Source organism: Hymenobacter arizonensis (assembly GCF_900115775.1).
Taxonomy (GTDB): domain Bacteria; phylum Bacteroidota; class Bacteroidia; order Cytophagales; family Hymenobacteraceae; genus Hymenobacter; species Hymenobacter arizonensis.
Window position 1 is genome coordinate 441,981 of the sequence record NZ_FOXS01000002.1, and the last position, 20,985, is coordinate 462,965.

The 20,985-nt window shown below is 58.5% G+C and carries 16 protein-coding genes; 9 read left to right on the forward strand and 7 right to left on the reverse strand.

What is annotated here, in order from left to right:
• The first annotated feature begins 150 nt into the window (after positions 1-150).
• Positions 151-867 (forward strand): LytR/AlgR family response regulator transcription factor, encoded by a 717-nt coding sequence (locus BMZ66_RS08245; protein WP_092670987.1) that lies wholly within the window; start codon positions 151-153, stop codon positions 865-867.
• On the opposite strand, the gene BMZ66_RS08250 is transcribed toward BMZ66_RS08245, so the two are convergent.
• Together BMZ66_RS08250 and BMZ66_RS08255 are read right to left on the reverse strand one after the other, a co-directional pair.
• Positions 864-1,478, reverse strand: coding sequence for a 3'-5' exonuclease family protein (locus tag BMZ66_RS08250; RefSeq protein ID WP_092670990.1), 615 nt, complete (start codon positions 1,476-1,478; stop codon positions 864-866). The two genes, BMZ66_RS08245 and BMZ66_RS08250, sit on opposite strands and share 4 nt — an antisense overlap.
• A 481-nt stretch (positions 1,479-1,959) precedes the next feature.
• Complete coding sequence (locus BMZ66_RS08255) at positions 1,960-2,757, reverse strand: IS5 family transposase (protein ID WP_092670993.1); 798 nt, start codon at positions 2,755-2,757, stop codon at positions 1,960-1,962.
• Between the two features lie 706 nt (positions 2,758-3,463).
• Between BMZ66_RS08255 and BMZ66_RS08260 the strand changes: the two genes are divergently transcribed.
• The 8 genes from BMZ66_RS08260 to BMZ66_RS08295 all read left to right on the forward strand — a co-directional run bounded on the left by BMZ66_RS08260 (position 3,464) and on the right by BMZ66_RS08295 (position 15,795).
• On the forward strand, positions 3,464-3,976 hold the full coding sequence (locus BMZ66_RS08260) for a hypothetical protein (RefSeq protein ID WP_143080112.1): 513 nt from the start codon (positions 3,464-3,466) through the stop codon (positions 3,974-3,976).
• Between the two features lie 54 nt (positions 3,977-4,030).
• On the forward strand, positions 4,031-6,790 hold the full coding sequence (locus tag BMZ66_RS08265; protein WP_092670999.1) for a TonB-dependent receptor: 2,760 nt from the start codon (positions 4,031-4,033) through the stop codon (positions 6,788-6,790).
• Complete coding sequence (locus tag BMZ66_RS08270; protein WP_092671002.1) at positions 6,791-7,981, forward strand: DUF4249 domain-containing protein; 1,191 nt, start codon at positions 6,791-6,793, stop codon at positions 7,979-7,981.
• A gap of 101 nt (positions 7,982-8,082) precedes the next feature.
• On the forward strand, positions 8,083-10,455 hold the full coding sequence (locus tag BMZ66_RS08275) for an MG2 domain-containing protein (RefSeq protein WP_143080113.1): 2,373 nt from the start codon (positions 8,083-8,085) through the stop codon (positions 10,453-10,455).
• Positions 10,456-10,589: 134 nt separating this feature from the next.
• The gene (gene polA / locus BMZ66_RS08280) at positions 10,590-13,481 is read left to right on the forward strand and encodes a DNA polymerase I (RefSeq protein WP_092671008.1); all 2,892 of its coding nucleotides are present in this window, start codon (positions 10,590-10,592) and stop codon (positions 13,479-13,481) included.
• 95 nt (positions 13,482-13,576) lie between these two features.
• Complete coding sequence (locus tag BMZ66_RS08285) at positions 13,577-14,680, forward strand: hypothetical protein (RefSeq protein ID WP_143080114.1); 1,104 nt, start codon at positions 13,577-13,579, stop codon at positions 14,678-14,680.
• Between the two features lie 124 nt (positions 14,681-14,804).
• Entirely contained in the window at positions 14,805-15,275 is a 471-nt protein-coding gene (locus tag BMZ66_RS08290) for a DoxX family protein (protein ID WP_092671014.1), read from the forward strand.
• A 37-nt stretch (positions 15,276-15,312) separates the two neighbouring features.
• The gene (locus BMZ66_RS08295; RefSeq protein WP_092671017.1) at positions 15,313-15,795 is read left to right on the forward strand and encodes a DinB family protein; all 483 of its coding nucleotides are present in this window, start codon (positions 15,313-15,315) and stop codon (positions 15,793-15,795) included.
• 26 nt (positions 15,796-15,821) lie between these two features.
• Here the strand turns inward: BMZ66_RS08295 and BMZ66_RS08300 are convergent, their stop codons facing one another.
• From BMZ66_RS08300 to BMZ66_RS08315, 5 genes are all read right to left on the reverse strand, one after another.
• Positions 15,822-16,256, reverse strand: a complete 435-nt coding sequence (locus tag BMZ66_RS08300) for a DUF3060 domain-containing protein (RefSeq protein WP_177204652.1) — start codon at positions 16,254-16,256, stop codon at positions 15,822-15,824.
• Positions 16,257-16,394: 138 nt separating this feature from the next.
• Positions 16,395-16,517: a hypothetical protein gene (locus BMZ66_RS26250; RefSeq protein ID WP_262507572.1), complete on the reverse strand. Its 123-nt coding sequence runs from the start codon at positions 16,515-16,517 to the stop codon at positions 16,395-16,397.
• 70 nt (positions 16,518-16,587) lie between these two features.
• Positions 16,588-17,781 carry a PQQ-dependent sugar dehydrogenase gene (locus BMZ66_RS08305; protein WP_092671023.1) on the reverse strand — a complete coding sequence of 398 codons (1,194 nt, stop codon included), beginning with the start codon at positions 17,779-17,781 and terminating at the stop codon, positions 16,588-16,590.
• Between the two features lie 302 nt (positions 17,782-18,083).
• A complete protein-coding gene (locus BMZ66_RS08310) occupies positions 18,084-18,569 on the reverse strand; it encodes a peptide deformylase (protein ID WP_092671026.1) in 486 nt (161 codons plus the stop codon).
• 173 nt (positions 18,570-18,742) lie between these two features.
• The gene (locus BMZ66_RS08315; RefSeq protein ID WP_092671029.1) at positions 18,743-20,860 is read right to left on the reverse strand and encodes a sigma 54-interacting transcriptional regulator; all 2,118 of its coding nucleotides are present in this window, start codon (positions 20,858-20,860) and stop codon (positions 18,743-18,745) included.
• Between the last annotated feature and the right edge of the window lie 125 nt (positions 20,861-20,985).

Below are 20,985 nucleotides of genomic sequence, written 5' to 3' on the forward strand. Positions count from 1 at the left end.
CTCTGCTTACGGGCCATCAGCAGTGGCAGTACCAAGGAATGTGCGCGAACGTGCAGTGAGATTTGGAGAGCGAATGGTTACTTTATTGCGACAAGCGACTTTACTTAACCATCGCCATATTTGCGCCCAACTCTCGCTTCTGCCACTGCTATGTTAACATGCGCTATCATCGACGATGATGAAATCAATCGTCTTACCCTCGAGCACTACATTGAGCTAGCGCCCCACCTGAAGCTGGAGGCCTCGCTTGCCGACGGCATTGCCGGGCTCACTTTTTTCCGCGAGGGCAACAAGGTTGACGTGCTGTTTCTCGACATCGAGATGCCCCACCTGAGCGGGCTGGAGCTGCTGCGCGTGCTCACCGACCCGCCCGAAGTCATCATCACTACTTCGCGCCAGGATTTTGCCGTCGATGCGTTCGAGCTCCGGGTTACCGATTATCTGGTGAAGCCTTTCGATTTCGCCCGCTTCTCGCAGGCCGTGCAGCGGGTGCAGTCGCGCCAAGTTGCAGCGGTCCCCGCGCCCCCGCCCGCGGCCGAAAGCCCGGCCAACACCGACTTGTTTGTGAAGGTGAACAGCCGCATGGTGCGCATCAATTTCGACGACGTACTCTACGTCGAAGCCTTGTCGGACTACGTCAACATCGTCACGGCCAAGCACAAGTACATCGTTTATACCACACTAAAGGCCTTGGAGACCCGGCTTAGCACGTTTCCCAACTTCATCCGGGTGCACCGCAGCTACTTGCTGAACACCCAGCACATCGAGTCGATTGAGGACAACATGGCCAACTTGCGCGGCGGCCACTTCGTGCCCATCGGCAAATCGTATCAGGACGGGTTTTACAAGAGTTTGCAGCGGATTTAAGCTCCTTTGCTCTTCTCGTTGAGTTGCTTATACACGGGCAGCTCGTAGAACGGGCGTAGCAGCCGCACTACGTCCAGGGCGTCGGCGAGGGCTTCGTGGGCTACGTCGCGGTCGTCGAACTGGGCGCGGGCCTTGCAAATGCTCATACTGGGCAGGCGTGAGTCTTTGTGCCAGTTGAGGTAAAATGCGGCAGGGTCGAGCATGGCGGGGTCGGCGCGCACGAGGGTGCCCCAGCCGGGCAGCTCTTTGAGGAAGCCAAGGTCGTAGGAGGCAATGTTTTTGCCGGCCATGGTCACGTTGAGGCAGTCTTTGGGGTTGGGCCGGAAGCCTTGAGCCAGCAGAAACTCGCGGAACTGGGGCAGCAACTCGTCGGGCGTGCAGAGTTCGAGGTTAGGCTTTTTGTCGGCCAGCTCCACCAGCAGGCGGGCGTTGAGGGCCAGCGCGCCGGCCGTGCCCACGTACTCGGGGTGGCGCACCACGCGCCGGAAAGCAGGCAGCTCACCTAGGGGCAGCGGGTGACGGGTGTCTTCTACTACAGCGGCCAGCTCCAGTACCTGGTGGCGCTGGGGGTTGGGGCCGGAGGTTTCGAGGTCGAGGGAGAGGTAGCGCATGGGCGGGTGTACGCAAAGCAGGCTTCTGAGGAAACTGACTGCGGCAAACATAGCGGCGCCAAACCAACCCGCCGCCAACGTGAAAAAGCGTGGGTTGGCTAGTGCTGCACCTGCACTTGCTGGCGGCTAGGCGCGCCACTCCCTACGAGCACTTCAGGTAGCAAAGACCGTTGAGCCTTCCCGTGTCACCGGGGACGGGCTGCCGAAGTCCACTTTGCAGTTCGGGCTACCGTTGAGCGTGAGCGCCCCCAGCGGCTGGTTGGTGATGAAACGGATGTAGACCGTAAGTAACCGGGACTGCCGTTGGCCGTGGGGCTGGCGCAGTTGGTATATGCAGTTTGCACTGTCGCCGCGCCGCTCGGTACATCGGCAAATGACACCTGAATAGTGCCGGCCGTAGTCGAGCTGGCTAATATAGCGGTGTCACCCGTTACGGCCTAGTTCACCGCGCAGTTGTTGGTGCTCAGCGAACTAGAGCCTGTTATGCACTTGCGGCATGTCGGGCGAGCATGAGACAAGCAAAGACGACAAAATGCAGTTGTTGGAGCGTGGCACTGAGGCGTTCGTAGTCGCGGCCTAGTCGCCGGAAACGGCTGAGCCAGGCAAAGCTGCGCTCGACGACCCAGCGACGCGGAAGAAAAACGAAGCCGGTCTGGCCTGCTGGTTTTTTCACCACCTGCAAGTCAATCTCGTGCACGGCCGCCGCGTACTCGGCGTCCTCGCCCGTGTAGCCCTGGTCGACGAAGCCCACCTGCACGGTTTGCCCGGTCACCTGCTGCACCTGGCGGCACAATTCGCCCACCTGTGCCCGCTCTTGCTCGTTGGCCGGGGTGATGATTACGCTCAGCAACTGGCCCAGCGTGTCGACGGCGATGTGGGCCTTGCTGCCCTTGCGCTTCTTCGCGCCGTCGTAGCCGGACCGGTGCCCGCTCTCGGGCGTGCTCTGAAGCGTCCGGCCGTCGAGCACGATGGCCGAGGGCGTAGCCGGCCGGCCCAGCAGCACGCGCTGTAATTCGTTCAAATCGTGCACGATGGACTCAAACACGCGGGCATCCCGCCAGCGCGTCCACTGCTGGTAGACGGCCGGCCAAGGCGGCAGGTCGTGGGGCAAGTAGCGCCAGGGACAACCCGTGTGCGCCAAGTAGCGCAAGGCGTTGAACAGCGCCCGTAAGGGGTACTCGCGCTGCGGCGCTTCCTCGCGCATCAGGGCCAAATAGGGCGCCACAAACGCCCATTCTTCGTCTTTTACATCACTGGGGTACGTACGAACAGCTGCCATGCCCCAAATTTCGGCACAAGTGCATAACAGGCTCTAGTGTAACTAAAGACGTAGGGCCTGCCGGGGCACAGCAGCGTACCGTCGACATTATCAATATCGTTGGGTTGAGCACTGGCTAGGCGAGGTAGTAATCAGGGCAGCCTCAGTAAGAAACATTTACACAAGCGGGCGAATATTTTCTTCATTCAGTTGTCCGAAAAAGGGTGAAAAAAAATCAACATTCATTGCTCAATTTGATACCTAGCGTAAACCAAAATTCTGTACAGTTGCCTCAGACCACCCCGGTCTAATTCAAGCTTCGGCCCTCAGGAAACTAGCAACTGGCTGTTGCAAGGGCAAAGTCCTCGGATTTTGCAGCGGACAGACCAATATGGTGAGGTTTTTATCGGTCTTAATTATCGCCAGCCTGCATATCTTTAAGGGCGATGGCCAGCTTCACATCTTGATTTAATTACTATTTCTACTTACTATGACTGCTCGAGGCGTTGGAATTTTGTTTATGGTGAGCCTTTTGGCGGCCTCCTTTCCAGCTTTCAGCCAACTGCAGCCTTATCCCGGGGATGTTGCGGCGTCGGTTGCCTCCGCAAGCAAGGCCTACGCAGAGGCATTTCCAGTGCATCCGCAGCTTTACAACGGCCCCGAATACAAAGACTATTCGAAAGCGTACCACGCACAAACGGGCCATCAGTTTTTTTTATCGCCTGACATGCAACCCGGCAGCGCATTTTACAACGGACATGCTTTTGCCAATGTGCAGTTATTGTACGATGTGGTGCTAGACCAAGTGGTGCTTTCGCCGCCCCAAAGCCCGCTCACCCTGAGCCTCATCAACGAGAATGTGCGCGAGTTTTCCATTAGCGGGCACCGGTTTACACGGCTGTTGGCCGACAGTTCCGGAAAGGGCGTCATCCGCACGGGTTTTTACGAAGTATTACTCGACGGCACCGTACAGGTGCTGGCCAAACGAACCAAGCATCTGCAGCGCATAGTGCGACAGTTTGACGATGTGGAGTTTATAACTAAAGATGCGTTCTTTATCAAGAAAGCCGGCATCTACGCCTCAGTTTCTCGGAAATCGGCGGCCATGCGCTTGTTTGCAGACCGCGGCAAGGAAATGCAGGAATATTTAAAAAACCACCCGCTGTCTTTCAAGAAAGCGGCCTTTGAAAATGCCTTGGTCCAGCTGGCGAGCCATTACAACAGCTTGCCGCCGCGCTAACCACTGGGCTCACCCACCCATGTCTATCACCTCTTTTGCTACTGCTGCCTGCTCATGAAACACGCCTACCGGGCCTATTTTACATTCTTATTCTTATTAATGGGCCTGTCCGGCCACGGGCAGCAAACCGAAAAAAAAGTAAGTGGTTCCTTCAATAACCTGGTGTTTGAACAGTTCGCCAGCCAGGTGGAAGCGCAGACAGGCTTCCGGTTTTTCTTCGACCCCAAAGCTGTAGACAGCCTCTACGTGACCTTGCAGGTGCAAGACCAGCCGGTGCGGGCAGTACTGGAGCTGGCCTTGCAAAACGCACCTTTTCGCTTTGTCATCGATGACGAAAACCGGGTGTTTGTGACCTCGGGCGTGGGCATCAACCCTGCCTTGCCGGGCGAATTTTATCAGCCCAAGCCCGACGGTCCCGTGACGCCCCAGATAGAAGAACCCGTGGGGCCCGTGGTCAGGTCGCGCTACATAAGCGTGTCCGAGGCGAAGCTGTACGAAATTGGGGTGCCGGGCAGCAGCGGACGCGTTACGCTTGCCGGCCACATCCGGGAGTTGAAATCGGGCGAGCCGGTGATTGGCGCGTCCATCTACTCAGAGTCGCCGAACGTGGGGGCCAGCACCGACCAGTTTGGCTACTACTCGCTTACGCTGCCGCCGGGCCGCTACGACCTCAAAATTCGGGGCGTGGGCATCAAGAACACCAAGCGCCAAGTGGAGCTGCGCGGCAACGGCAAACTGGAAATAGAGGTCGAGGAGGACATCATCACGTTGAAGGAAGTTGTCATTGAGGCCGAGAAGGACAAGAACATATCGGGCATGCAGATGGGCCTGGAAAAGCTCGACATCAAAACGATGCGCCAGGTGCCCACGGCTTTTGGCGAAACCGACGTGTTGCGCGTCATCATGACGTTGCCGGGCGTGAAAACCGTGGGCGAGGGCACTACCGGTCTCAACGTACGCGGCGGGGCCACCGACCAGAACCTGATTCTCTTCAACGACGCCACCATCTACAACCCGTCGCACTTGTTTGGCTTTTTCTCGGCCTTTAACCCCGATATTCTGCAGGGCGTGGAGCTGTACAAGAGCTCCATCCCGGCGAAGTACGGCGGGCGCCTGTCGTCGGTGCTGGACATCAGCACGCGCGAGGGCAACAAAAAGAAGTTCTCGGGCTCGGGCGGCATTGGGCCCCTTACCAGCCGCCTCACGCTGGAAGGCCCGCTGGTGAAAGACAAAAGCGCTTTCATCATTAGCGGCCGGGCCAACTATTCTGACTGGCTGCTGCGCCGGCTTTCCGATAAAAACTTCCGCCAAAGCGCCGCTTCTTTCTACGACGTCACGGCTCACTTTAGCCACGAAATCAACGAGAAAAACTCGGTGTACGCGACTGGTTATTTCAGCACCGACAAGTTTCGGCTGGCCAGCGACACCACTTACCGCTACACTAACCAAGCCGCGACCTTGAAATGGCGGCACAGCTTCAACAACCAGCTCTACGGCGTGCTGACGGGCACTTTCAGCCACTACGATTACGACATCTCCAGCAGCAGCAACAGGGTATCGGCCTCGCAGTTGAAGTACGCCATCAACCAAGGCGGGCTGCGCGCCGACTTCAGCTATTTCCCTAACTCGCGGCATACGGTTGACTTTGGGGCTACTTCGCAGCTTTACAACATTGCACCAGGCAGCTTCACGCCGCTTGGTGAGGCCTCGCTGGTGCAGCCCAATGTGCTGCCCCAGGAACGGGCCTTGGAAAGTGCCTTATATGCGTCGGACCGGTTCGACATTACGCCACGCCTCTCGTTGTCGGTGGGGTTGCGCTATTCCCTGTTTCAGGCCTTGGGACCGCGCGATGTGTACCAGTACGCGCCGGGCGAGTCGCGCACCGAAGCCAGCATCATCGACACCGTTCGGGTGGGCGCAAACAAGGTGCTGGCCAAGTACCATGGCCCTGAATACCGCGTATCGATGCGCTACTCGCTGAACGAAAAATCCTCGATGAAAGCGAGCTACACCCGCACGCGCCAGTACATTCACCAACTTACCAACACGGCTTCGGTGTCGCCGGCCGACGTGTGGAAACTCAGCGACGCCAACGTGCGCCCTCAGATTGGCGACCAGCTGTCGGTGGGGTATTACCGCAACTTCAAGGACAACACCATTGAGGCATCGGTGGAGACCTATTATAAAACGCTGCGCGATTTTGTGGACTACAAAAGCGGCGCCACATTGGTGCTCAACCGCCTCATCGAAACGGACATCATCAACGCCGAAGGCAAGGCGTACGGCGTGGAATTTTTTGTGAAAAAGCTCACCGGCAAGCTCAATGGCTGGGTGGGCTACACGTATTCGCGCTCGCTGGTGCAAGTAAATGCTGCCACCACGGCTGAAATGATTAACGGCGGACGCTACTACCCCACCAATTTCGACAAGCCTCACGACGTGACCTTAGTGGGCAACTACCGTTTCAGCCGCCGCTTCAGCACGTCGCTCAATTTTACCTACAGCACCGGCCGGCCCATTACGCTGCCGCTGGCCAAATTCTACGCCGGCAATTCGCTGCGTGTGTTCTACTCGGACCGCAACGCTTACCGCGTACCCGACTACGTGCGCGCCGATTTTGGTGTGAACATCGAAGGGGGCCACCGTGTAAAAAAATTGGCCCACAGCTCCTGGACGTTGGGCGTGTACAACATCCTGGGCCGCCGCAACCCTTACTCCATCTATTTCAAGTCGGTAAACGGGCAGATTAAAGGCTACCAACTGGCCGTTTTTGGTTCTCCCATTCCTAGCGTCACTTATAATTTCAAATTCTAGATGCGCACCATCTCTGCTTCCTCCTTTTGGCCCCAATGGGTGCTGCTTGGGAGCCTGCTAGCGCTGCTAGCCGGCTGCACAGACCCTTACCTACCCGAGGCAACCAGTTCGCCGCCCAACTACTTAGTGGTGGACGGGTTTCTCAATAGCGAGGGCGTGACGACTATCCGGCTTTCGCGAACGTATGCAATTGCCTCAAAAACGGCTCCGCCTGCCGAAACCAGAGCCACCGTTTACATTGAAGACGAAGCCGGTGCGCGATTTATGTTATTTGAAACCGTGGCAGGCACTTACATTTCTACCGCACTGGTACTGAATACTGCCCGAAAGTACCGGCTGCATTTAAATACGGCGGGGGGCAAAGAGTACGTTTCGGAGTACGTGCCCGTGAAGACCACTCCGCCTATCGACGATGTGCGTTGGCGCACCACTAACGCGGGCCTCGATGTTTTGGTCGACACCCACGACGACGCAAACGCAACTCAGTATTACCGTTGGGAATATGACGAAACTTGGGAGATTACGCCGCCCTACCGACCCGTTGTGGAATACGTCGGTGGCATGATGCGCAGCATTGCGGTGCCTTATCCCCTGTTGTGCTGGAGCAATGCCCGGTCCACCACCGTGCTAATAGACAAAACCACGGCCCTGACCCGGGACGTGGTGGCTAACTTCCGGGTGCGGCAACTGCTCACCACCTCGAATTTGCTGAATACTCGTTACAGCGTTTTGGTGCAACAGCACGCCCTGACCAAAGAAGAATACGCCTATTGGGAGCTATTGCGCAGAAACACCGAAAGCATTGGTTCTCTCTTCGACCCACAGCCGGCTCAACTCACCGGCAACGTGCGCTCTTTGACCAGCGAGACTGACCTTGCCTTGGGATACGTTGGGGCTCATTCGCTCACGGAGAAAAGAATTTTCATTAGCCGACGAGAGTTGCCGCGCACCTGGCCCGTCCAGACGGGATATGAAAGCTGTATTCCTCCCGACAGTGTATTTATCGACCGGCCTAACCCTCCGCCACCCAATCCTGCGCGCATTTTGCAGGACGCCTTCACCAACAAAGATTACCTGCCCATTGAGGGCATAAACAATAGAATTTCAATTCTGATAGGCTACACCGCTCAATCCCGCGATTGTATTGATTGCCGCACACGTGGCACCACAGTTAAGCCTAGCTTTTGGTAATGGTTTTCGTGAAGCATATGGGTTACTACCTTTCGGTGTTCTTTTCAACACAGCAGAAAACGGCGCCCAAGCCGGGTTTTAACACCTTTATTCTCCATTTGTTGGCTGGGCTGTGTAGCCTGGCCACTACCGGGGCTGTCAGGGCCCAAACCACGTCCTTTGACTCGCTGGGTGGAGTCACGCGCCAGCTGGCCCGTTACCAGCAGCGGGCGCCGCATGAGAAGCTATTCTTGCACCTCGACCGACCCGTGTATCTGTGCGGCGAAACCATGTGGTTTAAGGTATACGCCGTGGACGGCACCTATTCCCGGCCCATTGCGCTGAACAGCGTGGCCTACGTGGAAGTACTGGACGCCGCCAACCAGCCGGTGCTGCAGGGTAAGGTGGCGCTACAAAAGGCCATGGGACAGGGGTCGTTTGTGCTGCCTACCTCGTTGGCAGCGGGCAGCTACACGGTGCGGGCCTACACTAGTTCGATGAAGAATTTCGGCCCCGAAGCCTACTTCCACAGCACCGTTACCATCATCAACACATTTGCGGCTTCGGGTGCCGGCAACCGGGACTCGGCTAGCTACGACGCTCGTTTTTTTCCGGAAGGCGGCAACCTCGTGCGCGGCCTGCGCAGCCGGGTGGGTTTTAAGGTAACCGACAAAACCGGGCGTGGAGTGGCCGCCGAAGGAAAGGTGCTGAACCAAAGCGGCGCGGTAGTGGCCACATTTAAGACGTTGCGGCAGGGCATGGGCACCTTCTCGTTTACGCCCGCAGCGGGCCCCGACACGTACACCGCAACGGTGACGCTGGGCAAAAACCGCGTGCTGTCGCGCGAGCTGCCACGGCCCTACGAACAAGGCTACGTGATGCGCCTCGACAACACTGGCCCCGACCAGCTCACGCTCTCAGTAGACGCTACCAGCAACCGGCCGGAAACGTTGTACTTGCTAGGCCATTCGCGGCAAAATATTGCCCTAACGGCGCCGTTGCAGCTAATCAATGGTAAGGCTAGGTTTCTCATCAACAAGAGCCAGCTATTAGAGGGGGTTTCTCACCTTACGTTGTTCAACGCCGAGCGCAAGCCCGTTTGTGAGCGACTATATTTTCGGGTGCCCCAGCGCCGGCTCGCTATATCGGCCCGCGCCGACAAGCCGCAGTATGGCACCCGTGAAAAAGTGAGCGTGCAGGTAGCCACAGCCGACCAGCAGACGCCGGCCCCAGCCAATCTGTCAATGGCCGTGTACCGGCTCGATTCACTGGCCGCCACCACTGGCCTGGCCATTGACCGCTACCTCTGGCTCGCGGCTGACTTGCAGGGCAGCGTGGAGAATCCGGAGTATTATTTCACGGCTACGGGCCCAGAAGCCGCCGAATCTACTGACAACCTGATGCTCACGCAGGGCTGGAGCCGTTTCAAGTGGGAGGACGTGCTGGCGGTGCCCAAGCCGTTTGAGTTTCTGCCCGAACCGTACGGTCCAATTATGCAGGCCCGGCTCACGCAGGCCGGCTCCAACAAGCCCCGGGAGGGCATTATAGCCTTCCTCTCGACGCCTAGCCGCTTAGTCCAGCTGAGTACGTCTCAAAGCAATGCCCAAGGCTTGGTGCACTTTGAACTGAACCGTTTTGTGGGCACTGACAACGTGGTGGTTCAAACCGACCCTCGGCAGGACAGCACTTGCGCAATTACTTTGTTTAGCCCATTTTCGGACCGATATGCTACCAGGCAATTACCGCCGTTTGGTCTTACAAGTCGCTACCAGTCCGACTATCTAAAACGACACCTGCAGGCCCAAGTACAGAATGTATTTTCGGGCAAGTACCGTAACCTATACGCCGCGGAGCGGGTCGACAGCATGGCTTTTTTTGGAAAGCCCAGCGCTACGTATCTGCTGGATAAGTACACGCGCTTCAAGGTGTTGGAAGAGGTGCTGCGTGAATATGTACCAGAGGTCGTTGTTCGCATCCGAAAAGACGGTTTCCACCTGCTGGTGGTCGACAACTTGAATAAAACAGTGTTGGAGGAGAACCCCATGGTGCTGTTGGACGGTGTGCCCGTGTTCAACATTAACAAGATGATGGCCATGAACCCGCTGAAAATTCAGAAGCTGGATGTATTAGAGAGCCGTTACTTCCACGGCACCTCCATGTACAACGGAATTGTGAGTTTCACCACGTACAAAGGCAACCTCGAAGGCTTCCCGCTCGACCCACAGGTGCTGGTGCGTGAATACGAGGGCGTGCAGCGCCAGCGTGAATTTTACGCCCCGCGCTACGACACCCCAGATGCGGCGAAGAGCCGACTGCCTGACCTCCGCAACCTCCTATACTGGAATCCTAACGTTGCGACAAGCACCTCTCCCCAGACGCTAGACTTCTACACCGGCGACCAGGCAGGGCGCTACCTTGTGGTGCTGCAGGGCCTGTCGGATAGCGGCCTCTCGGGCAGCGCCAGCTTTGTGCTAGACGTGAAACCGGCACTGTAGAGACACGTGGTTGTGTTTCTTGCTAAGAACAAAACGCCTTTTGCTTTGGCGAAGCAAAGGCTAAGGTGCAAATATGCGTCTCTAAGGTCGGCATTTTAGCCGCGCCCTAAGTAAGCTACGTACTTTCGCCTACCATGACCGATACCGCTGCTCCCACCGCTCCCAAGAAGCTTTTTCTACTCGACGCCTTCGCCCTTATTTACCGCTCGCACTTTGCGTTCAGCAAAAACCCACGTGTGAACTCAAAGGGCATGAACACCGGGGCCGTGCTCGGCTTCACCAACACGCTGGTGGAGGTGCTGCAAAAGGAAAAGCCCACGCACATTGGCGTGTGCTTTGATGCGGCCAAGAAAACGTTTCGCCACGAGCAGTTTGCCGAGTACAAAGCCCAGCGCCAAGCCATGCCCGAGGACATCGGCATTGCCATTCCGTACATCAAGAAAATCATCGAGGCCTTCCACATCCCCATCCTGATGATGCCGGGCTACGAGGCCGATGACGTGATTGGTACGCTGGCGCAAAACGCGGAGAAAGAAGGTTTCGAGGTGTTTATGATGACGCCCGACAAGGACTACTGCCAGCTGGTGACGAAGCAAATCAAGATTTACCGGCCCGCCTTTATGGGCAACGCGGCCGAAATCCTGGATGTCGACCACGTCCTGGCCCGCTTCGAGATTGAGCGCGTGGAGCAGGTGATTGACATTCTGGGCTTGCAGGGCGACGCTTCCGACAACATTCCCGGCATTCCCGGCATTGGCGAGAAGACGGCCAAGGCGTTGATTAAGCAGTTTGGCTCGGTCGAGAACCTGATTGCCAATTCCGACCAACTCAAGGGCAAGCAGCAGGAGAATGTGCGCAACTTCGCCGAGCAGGGCCTGATGAGCAAGGAGCTTGCTACTATTCATGTGAACGTGCCCCTGCCCTTCGAGCCCGACATGCTAGTACTGGATGCGCCCAACGAAGCCAAGCTACGAGAGCTGTTCGACGAGCTGGAGTTTCGGCAGCTAGCGGCCCGCGTGCTTGGGGGCGGCCCTACGCGCACTCCGGCCAGCGTAGCCAAGCCCGGCACCACCGGCGCGCGGCGCCCCAAAGCAGCGGCCGACGGCCAATCCTCGCTGTTTGGCAATCCCGGCGATGGCGCCATCGCCGCTGGGGCTGAAGAAGGCGAAACCGGCCGCTATGGCGCCCCCAGCGGCCCGCGCAAGCGCCTGGAAGACGTGCCCTACCAGTACCATTTGATTGACACGCCGGAGCTGCGCAAGTCGCTGCTCGGCTTCCTGCTGCAGCAAACCGAAGTCAGCTTCGACACCGAAACCACTGGGCTGGACATCATGACGGCGCGGCTCGTGGGCCTAAGCTTCTGCTGGATGCCGGGCGAGGCCTACTACGTGCCCGTGCCGGTGGAAGACCCAGAAGCCACCCAGGCCATTGTGGATGAGTTCTGCCCCTTCTTCGAGGCCGAGCATATTCTGAAAATCGGGCAGAATGTGAAGTACGACCTCACCATTCTGCGGCACTACGGCGTGGAGGTGAGCGGGCAGCTTTTCGATACCATGCTGGCCCACTACCTCATCGAGCCCGACATGCGCCACAACATGGACGTGCTGGCCGAAACCTACCTGCACTACTCGCCGGTGTCGATTATCGACCTCATCGGCCCCAAGGGCAAGAAGCAAAAAACCATGGCCGACATCCCACCGGCTGAGGTGAAAGACTACGCCTGCGAAGACGCCGACGTGACGCTGCAGCTCAAGCACGTATTCGAGCCCATGCTCAAAGACCTGGGCCTGCTGGACTTGCTTAATGACGTGGAGAACCCGCTGGTGCCCGTGCTATCCAGCATCGAGTATGAGGGCGTGCGGATTGATTCCAACGCCATGAACGAGTACTCGGCCGAGCTGCAGGGCTACATCTCGGAGCTGGAAACGCAGATTTTTGCCGAGTCCGGTGGCCCCTTCAACATCGGGTCGCCCAAGCAGCTCGGCGAGGTGCTGTTCGACAAAATGGACATCGGCAAGGGCAAAATCAAGAAAACAAAAACCGGCCAGTACGCCACCGGGGAGGAAGTCCTGAGCCAACTGGCCGCCGATAACCCCATCGTGGCGCTCATTCTGGAGTACCGCCAGCTCACCAAGCTGCGCTCGACCTACGTGGAAGCCCTGCCCCAGCTGGTGTGCGTGGCCGACGGCCGCGTGCACACCAACTTCAACCAGGCCGTGACGGCTACCGGGCGTTTGTCATCGACCAACCCAAACCTGCAGAACATCCCCATCCGCACGGAAAAGGGCCGGGAAATCCGCAAAGCCTTCGTGCCGCGCGACGACCAGCACGTGCTACTCGCGGCCGACTACTCGCAAGTGGAGCTGCGCATCATGGCCGACTTCTCGGGCGACAAAACCATGATTGAGGCCTTCCGCCAGGGCATCGACGTGCACAGCAGCACCGCCAGCAAGGTATTCAAAGTGCCGATTGACCAAGTCGACAGCGAGATGCGCCGCAAGGCCAAAACCGTCAACTTCGGCATCATCTACGGCATCTCGGCGTTCGGCCTGGCCCAGCGCATCGGCATCAGCCGCAAGGAAGCCACCGACATCATCGAGACATATTTTCAGGAATTCCCGTCGGTGAAGCAGTTCATGGACGACAGCATCAACCGGGCCCGCGAGCTGGAATACGCAGAAACGCTGCTCAAGCGCCGCCGCTACCTGCGCGACATCAATTCGCGCAACGCCACGCTGCGCGGCTACACCGAGCGCAACGCCATCAACGCTCCCATCCAGGGCACGGCCGCCGACATCATCAAGAAGGCCATGATTAACATCTACCACTGGCTGCGCGAGGAGAAGCTCCAGACCCGCATGATTCTGCAAGTGCATGACGAATTGGTGTTCGACGCTGTAAAAGAGGAAGTGGAATTTATCACCCCCAAAATCAAGGAGCTGATGACAACCGCCCTGCTGCTGCCCCGCGGCGTGCCGCTGGAAGTGGAAGTGGGCACCGGCAACAACTGGCTGCAGGCGCACTAACTGGCCGGACATTTCCTATGCTAGTGCCAAAAACCTTCTTCCCCTTACTGCTTCTGTGGTGGCTTGGATGTCCGGCATTCGGCCAGAAAATTATCGTGCCCACGGCAGGACCGCAGTACGGTGATTTTGCGCAAATGCTGGACCACATCAAAAAAAGGTCTTTATTTCCGGATGAAACCATTACCCTGCCGGTGTTGCATCAGGACGGGGTGTTGGTGAATGGCCGGCAGTATGCCGGCAGCAACATTGGGGCTAAAATCCGACTGGCTGAAAAAAGCCTTGGCCTGCGCCCCCGCGTGGTGCAGTTGCGCAATCCGTTTGGCGGCGGCTACCCGCTTGCTTATTCCGTTATCTACCAAAAATGCGTGGTAGCACTGTTCGAGCCGGGCTCCTTCGCCTGCTTCCGCCTGGATGGCCTGACGCGGGATGAGCAACTGGAACGGCAGCTCAACAGCCGCAAATTCACCAACCAATGGCTAATAGTTGGCCAGTTAATTGGGCTAAGCGGCGGCCAACACTACGCCTTTGACCAAGCCAGCAGAACCTGGCGGCCTTACCGGGAGCCCGTGCCGTTTGGAGAAGCGCCGAAGCTGTTTGAAGACGACCGGTACCTGGTGTATGCTGACTGCCAGGGGGAATTTGGCGGCAATGCGTACTTCTTCGACAAGAAGAAGCACACCACGCGCCGTATTGACGCGACTTGTGCTGCAGCCGTCTGGCAGGAGCAGGGGCAATACCGACTGCTTGCTTCCCTGAGCCACATGATGAGCCGGATGAGTTGCGCCGCTATTCCGAACGTGGAAGCATTGCCGCTGGCATCGGCTTCCAGAAACCCTCAGCAAGAGTGGCAGTACACCTTCGCCAACTCCGTACCGAACCCCGCGGTGGTCCCGGTATTTAACTATCACTCGCTACTGGCTTTTGGCGGATTCCGCTGGCAGGGGCAGACGCTCTACTACATCAATTGGCGTAATTCTACTTTCCTGGCCACTATTACTCGGGGCATTATCACGGTGGTAGACCCTTTGTTCAACAATGGCCTCTACACCCACAACCCTATTACCACCAGCTATGGCCCCGAACTGGTTTTAACCAACCTGGATTTCTACGGGCTTGGCGGCAAAAGGGAAGTGGCGGCGCTGGTGCTGCAAGGCCGGCAGCTTACCAAAATTGCCTGGGGCGAACAGCCCCGCGATTAAGCCCCGCCATACGAAAATCTTTTCGCAGCCTTGCCCGCGGGCTCGTTCCAGCAGCCTGGTCGGGTATGCACCTTGCCTGCGGGCTTGCCGTATAGCGTAGCGTCCTGCCACCTGCCCCAAGCCCATGCCCATTCAGCCGCACACCACAACTTTGCAAAACGTAGCCCGGGGGCTGCTGGGCACTTTTATGGTAGTAGCTGGCACGGGGCACCTCACCTTTCAGCGGCAGGAGTTTCAGGCGCAGGTGCCCGATTTCGTACCGATGGATAAGGATACTGTGGTGCTGCTATCGGGCGTGGTGGAAATTGGGCTGGGGCTGGCATTGCTGTTACTCAAAGGTCGGAACCGCGTGCGCATGGGCCTGGGCCTGGCCGTTTTCTACGCGCTGGTCTTCCCCGGCAACGTGCACCAATACACCCACGGCATTTCCGCATTTGGCCTCGACACTGATGCCAAGCGGCTGGGACGGCTGTTTTTCCAGCCCGTGCTGATGGGCTGGGCGCTGTGGTCGACCGGAGCCCTGAAGGCCTTGCAGCAGAAAGCACCGGCGGCGCATCTTCCCAAACCCCAGACGGAGGGACAGCAACCTGATTAAAAGCAGCAAACCCATGATACCAAGCAGCATCGCCCCAATGGACAGGCCCAATCAAAAAGGCCTGGTGGCCGAGCTAACCAGCCTGCTCACCAAGGGCAATGCCCACGCCACGTTTGAGGAAGCCTGCGCCGGCCTGACGCCGAAAATCTGGAACCAGCACGTGCCCGATGTGCCCTACACCATCTGGCAGCTGGTCGAGCACGTGCGCATTGCGCAGTGGGACATTGTAGAATTCTGCCTCGAACCCAAGCACGAATCGCCCAAATGGCCGGAAGGCTACTGGCCTGCCCCGGATGCCACCGCCGACGAAGACCAGTGGCAGGAAACCCTGGACCACATTCGGCAGGACCGGCAGCGTTTTCTTCATTTGCTGCACGCCCCCGGCACTAACATGTTGGCGCCCCTGCCGCACGGCACCGGCCAAACCATTTTGCGCGAAGCCCTGCTTATTGGTGACCACAACGCCTACCACACCGGCGAAATCATTCTGGTGCGGCGCTTGCTATACGCCTGGAAGTAGGTTGTGCATGCGCCGCCCGCCCCTGCTTATTCGGCTTTAGCTATGGTATTGCCCTTGCCAATGTTGGTGATTTCGGGTTCGGTGCCGCGCCAGCGTACGGTGTTGTCGTCGCCGGTTACTTGGATTGTGGTCACGTTCTCCAGCGTTATTCGGTTCTGGTTGCCAATGACGTAAAGCCCGGCGCAGCGTCCGGTGAAATTAGCTTGGTTTTCGTCGCCTTGTATTTGCACGTCCTGTCCGTTGCAGGCGCGCTTTTGCACCGACTTGTTGCCCGTGATGGTTACTTCGATTTCGTCGCTGGTTATTACAGTGGATGCATCCTCTTCGCTTTCAATATTCATGCCCGGCGCTTCCACTTTTTGCGAATCGGGAGTGCTGAGGGCTTCGTCTTTCGGCTGCGAACACGCACTCAAAGCGGTGGCCACTGCCAGGGTCAGCAGTGTAAGTTGTTTATGGTTCATCAAAAAATAGGTTAGCATGCCGAAACTTACGCAAGCGGCCTTTATCGTATGACGTCACGGGCCAAACGGTGCATTTACCGCACAAAAGAGCCCGGCACATCATTTGACGCGCCGGGCTCTTTTGGTATCTCTGGGAAGCTATTTCTTCTGGGTCTTGATGGTCTTGCCCGAGGGCTTGTCCTTCACCTCCACTTCGTTTTTCTTTTCCTTGGTCTTGGTGGCGGGGTCGGTGTGCTGGGGCGTGGTGGTCGTGTTGGCCATGATAAGTGGTTGATTGGTGGAAAGTAAGCCCGTGTACGGCTGACGTCCGCCGGCGACCACAGCTCAACCGTTATTTCTTGGCGTAGGCAATGCGGTAGATGATGCCGTTGTCGTCGTCGGTCATCAGCAAGGAGCCGTCGTTGGCTTGCACCAGGGCGCAGGGGCGGCCGAAGTGCGACTTGCCTTCATTCACCAGAAAGCCGGTGATGAAGTCCTCGAATTTCTCGGGCTTGCCCTGGGCGTCGAAGTGTACGCGCACGATTTTATAGCCCGAAGGCTGGGCGCGGTTCCAGGAGCCGTGCATGGTCACGAAGGCGTCGTTTTTGTAGGTGGTCGGGAACTGCGCGCCGCGGTAGAACACCAGGGCCAGCGGGGCCGAGTGAGCTTTATAGAGCAGCGACGGCCGCACAGCTTTAGCGTCGAACTGGGCGTAGGTTTCGCCGCTTTTGGGCTTGTTGGCGGGGTAGGGCTTGCCGTCGGCGATGATGGAAGGCCAGCCGTAGTTAGCGCCCTGCTTGAGTTGGTTGAGCTCTTCCATCTGGCTTTCGTCGCCGAGCCAGTCGATGCCGTGGTCCATGCCGAAAAGCTGGCCGGTGCTGGGGTGCCAGTCGAAGCCAATGGTGTTGCGCAGGCCGGTGGCGAAGATGCTGCGGCCTGAGCCATCGGTTTTGATTTGCAGCAGGGTAGCGTTTTCGGGGTTGTCCTCGTCGCAGGCGTTGCAAGTGCTGCCTACTGACAGGTAAAGCTGGCCGTCGGGGCCGAAGGCGAGGGTGCGGTTGGCGTGTTGGCCGGCATCAGCCAAATCCTTGTACAGCACTTTTAGCTCCCCGAGGCCGCCGTCGGGCTGCACATCGGCCACGTACACTTCCCGGACGGCACTTATGTAGAGCTTGTTGTCTTTGAGGGCCACGCCGTGCAGGTTGGGCTTTTGGGCTACCTGGCGCTGCACCTCGGCTTTACCGTCCTTGTTGGCGTCGCGCACCAGCGTGATGGTGCCGGCCACGCGGTTCGAGACGTAGACGTCGCCGTTGGGGGCCACGGCCATCATGCGGGGTTTGTCGAGGCCTTCGGCGTACTTGGTGATGGCGAAGCCGGCAGGCACTTTCAGGCTGGCCACGCGGGCGTCGGTGGCTGGGAGCTTGTTGGGCAGGTAGATGTTGCCCGTCATTTTAAACGGCGTGGCCTCGGGCGGCACGTTTTGGGCAATGGCGGGGCAAGCGACCAGCAGGGCTGCGGCCGTGGCAAGGGGTTGGAGGAAGCGCATCAGGAAAGGGAAATGTGGAGGTTATTCAACATCAAATTCCCTCTGGAGGTTACGCGCGTCGGTAGGAGAAGCTCTTTTGCGCTCTGGCGAATATCACTGATTAGGCCTGCTCCTCCTCTAAATCACGAAGAATGCCCGTCATGCCGAGCGGAGCCGAGGCATCTCGCTCGATTCGTTCAACGATTGAGTTACTATCCCACGCGAGATGCTTCGCTACGCTCTGCATGACGGTGGTTTTTGCTGCTAGAGCAAGCTTTCCGGTGGCCAGCCTTTAAATCATTTACCTACCAGTGCTAGCCACGTTAGGGCTTCCAGCGGAAGGACTGCTGGTCGATGGCGCGCATGGTGCAGAGCACGCCATCGAGGTGGTCGCACTCGTGCTGGAGTAGCTCCGACAGGGCGTCCTGCACCGGCCACACCTGCGGCTGCCAGTGCTCATCGCGGTAGCGGACCGTGACTGTCGCGTGGCGCTGCACCCGCACCAGCAGGTTGGGGAAGCTCATGCAGTCGTCCCAGAGCTCAAACATCTCCGCGCTTTGGTCGGTGAGCTCGGGGTTGAGGAGCACCATGGGCCGGTCGAGGTTGAGGTAGACCAGGCGTTTCATAATGCCCATCTGGGGGGCGGCAATGCCCCGGCCGAAGTGGTACTTGGCCCGCACCTCGCTCATCACGTTGTGCAAGTCGGCCACCCAGCCGGCCAAGTGGGGCAGGTCGGCTTCGGTTATGGGTTCACAGGTTTCGTACAGGCGCGGGTCCCCGAGCAGGACCATGTCAGCTAATGTTTTCATTGGAACCAAAGGTTAGGGCGAGACCATGTAGAGACGCATATTTGCGTCTCGTCGTTGAACGATAGCCGCGCCAGTTGTGCATGGAAGGTTGTTCAACGACAAGACGCAAATATGCGTCTCTACAACGTTTCTGCTGAATGATTATACAGCCAGCAAACGGCCCCTGCTCGGCCTCATCCCATGACGGTGCGCCGGATGCCGAGCTTTTTCATGCGGGCTTCCAGGGTTTTGGGGTTGATATCGAGCAGCAGGGCCGCACCCTGCGCGCCGCTCACCCGCCCGTTGGTGCGCTGCAAGGCGGCCAGAATATGGTCGCGCTCCTGCTCACGCAGGGTCTTGAGCGGGGCATTGCTTGGGGTGGAAATCGCCGCGGTCCGGGCCGCCAGGGGCGCCGCCGCAAAGCCAGCAAACTCCAGGTAAGGGCCCTGACTCACGATGATGGCCTGCTCCAGCACGTGCTCCAGCTCGCGGATGTTGCCCGGCCAAGCGTAGGCCTGCAGCGCGGCCAGGTCGGCGGGGCGCACCTGACGCGCGGGCTTGCCCAGGCGCTTGCTCAGGCGCTGCACGAAGTGGCGCAGCAGCGGCTCAATGTCTTCGCGGCGCTCGCGCAGGGGAGCCAGCTCGATGGGAAACACGTTGAGCCGGTAGTATAAATCGGCGCGAAAGCGGCCGGCCGCTACTTCGTCGGCCAGCACGCGGTTGGTAGCGGCGATGACGCGGGCGTCGGAGTGCAGCACCTTGGTGCCGCCCAGGCGCTCGAACTCTTTCTCCTGCAGCACGCGCAGCAGCTTGGCTTGCAGGTCGAGGGGCAGCTCGCCGATTTCGTCGAGGAAGATGCTGCCGCCGTTGGCCAGCTCAAACTTGCCGATGCGCCGCTCCACTGCGCCCGTGAAGGCGCCTTTCTCGTGGCCAAACAGCTCGCTTTCGGTGAGCTGGGCGGGCAGGGCCGCGCAGTTGAGCTTGATGAGGGCGCGGGCGTGGCGGGGCGAGGCGTTGTGCAGCTCGCGGGCCACCAGCTCCTTACCCGTGCCGGTTTCGCCCGAAATCAGCACCGTGGTATCGGTAGAAGCCACCTGGCGAATGCGCAGCAGGGTTTGCTGCAGGGCCGGGCCGCTGCCGATGAAAGTGCCGGAATCAGCCCCGAAGCGCGCCGAAGTGTTGATTTCATCCACCAGGTAGCTCCGCTCCTGCTCTACCTGGGCCCGCAGCTCCTCTATCTGCTCGAAGGCGAACAGGTTTTCCAGCGCCAAAGCAATTTGGGGCACCAGGGCCAGCACAGTGGCTAGGTCATTGGGCCGAAAAGCATCGGGCCGAGCCGCCGAGAGGGTTAGCACCGCCGCGCTGTCGGGCCGCTGCCAGATGGGCGCCACCAGCAGGGCGCGGGTGCCGTAGTGCTCGTACACGTAGCGCAGGCGCGGGTAGCGCACTGCCAAATCCTTGAATTCGGGTCCCGAATAGATAGCGGCGGACTGCAGCAGCCGGGTGCTTTGCTGGTAGATGCCTTCCGCGTTAGTCAGGGCTTCGTCGGCGTCGCGGTTGGGCCCGAGGGCTTCGAGTGGGGCATCGGGGGTAGCCCGCGAAAACTCGGCGAATGCCTGAAACATCTTCTCCTGCCCCGCCCGCTGCACCCGAATGCCAAAGTATTCGAAGGCGACCAAGCGGTTCAGCTCCTCGGCAATGGCCCGGAACAAGGGCTCGCGCTGCTTGATGCTGAGCAGGGCATTGTTGATGTTGAGCTGCAGGGTACGCTCCTGCTCGCGGCGGGCTACTTCTTCGAAAGCCAGGGTGTTGGCCACGGCCACGGCAATGAGCGGGCCTATTTTTTCGAGCAGCTTTTTATCCTCCTCGCTGAGGTGCGGACGCCGCCGCGAAGCCAGGGAGAGAAAACCGGTCAGTTGGCCGCTTGTGCGCAAGGGTACGGTGGTCAGGTGAACGATGCCCATGTGGGATAGGCGCTGAAAAGGCTCGAACGCGGGGTAGTCGCCGATGTAATCTTCGAGCGTGATTTGCCGCACATACGGGTCTGCCACCAGCTTTTCGACGGGAGAACCCGCTATCGGCGTGAAGGTGTCCATGTTGGGTGACGCCGGCCACTGGTCGTCGGCCCCGTAGTAATCGCGCAGGAATAGCCGCTTATTCTTTAGCTCGGCGTCGAATACGTTGATGCCAATAATGTCGAACGGAAATATGAGCCGCAGCTTGGTAGTGACTATTTTGAACAGCGAGTCTTTGTCACGTATCGTGGCAATGGCCTCGTTTAGGTGCAATAGTAAGGTGTCGTCTTGTTGCATCGTGAGGTAAGCGAAACCATGGGCCTATGTTTCCTGAAATAACAGGAACACGTTTTTAGCAATTCCTGATATTTAAGAAATACAGTTTTGGTGCCGTTATGTTTTATAAAACCTTTTAAGTCTAC

What these genes read in the sequence shown, in the direction of transcription:
- BMZ66_RS08245 (WP_092670987.1), top strand. Translation starts at nt 151, where the DNA reads ATGTTAACATGCGCTATCATCGACGATGATGAAATCAATCGTCTTACC.
- BMZ66_RS08250 (WP_092670990.1), bottom strand. Translation starts at nt 1,478, where the DNA reads ATGCGCTACCTCTCCCTCGACCTCGAAACCTCCGGCCCCAACCCCCAG.
- BMZ66_RS08255 (WP_092670993.1), bottom strand. Translation starts at nt 2,757, where the DNA reads ATGGCAGCTGTTCGTACGTACCCCAGTGATGTAAAAGACGAAGAATGG.
- BMZ66_RS08260 (WP_143080112.1), top strand. Translation starts at nt 3,464, where the DNA reads ATGCAACCCGGCAGCGCATTTTACAACGGACATGCTTTTGCCAATGTG.
- BMZ66_RS08265 (WP_092670999.1), top strand. Translation starts at nt 4,031, where the DNA reads ATGAAACACGCCTACCGGGCCTATTTTACATTCTTATTCTTATTAATG.
- BMZ66_RS08270 (WP_092671002.1), top strand. Translation starts at nt 6,791, where the DNA reads ATGCGCACCATCTCTGCTTCCTCCTTTTGGCCCCAATGGGTGCTGCTT.
- polA (WP_092671008.1), top strand. Translation starts at nt 10,590, where the DNA reads ATGACCGATACCGCTGCTCCCACCGCTCCCAAGAAGCTTTTTCTACTC.
- BMZ66_RS08290 (WP_092671014.1), top strand. Translation starts at nt 14,805, where the DNA reads ATGCCCATTCAGCCGCACACCACAACTTTGCAAAACGTAGCCCGGGGG.
- BMZ66_RS08295 (WP_092671017.1), top strand. Translation starts at nt 15,313, where the DNA reads ATGGACAGGCCCAATCAAAAAGGCCTGGTGGCCGAGCTAACCAGCCTG.
- BMZ66_RS08300 (WP_177204652.1), bottom strand. Translation starts at nt 16,256, where the DNA reads ATGAACCATAAACAACTTACACTGCTGACCCTGGCAGTGGCCACCGCT.
- BMZ66_RS26250 (WP_262507572.1), bottom strand. Translation starts at nt 16,517, where the DNA reads ATGGCCAACACGACCACCACGCCCCAGCACACCGACCCCGCCACCAAG.
- BMZ66_RS08305 (WP_092671023.1), bottom strand. Translation starts at nt 17,781, where the DNA reads ATGCGCTTCCTCCAACCCCTTGCCACGGCCGCAGCCCTGCTGGTCGCT.
- BMZ66_RS08310 (WP_092671026.1), bottom strand. Translation starts at nt 18,569, where the DNA reads ATGAAAACATTAGCTGACATGGTCCTGCTCGGGGACCCGCGCCTGTAC.
- BMZ66_RS08315 (WP_092671029.1), bottom strand. Translation starts at nt 20,860, where the DNA reads ATGCAACAAGACGACACCTTACTATTGCACCTAAACGAGGCCATTGCC.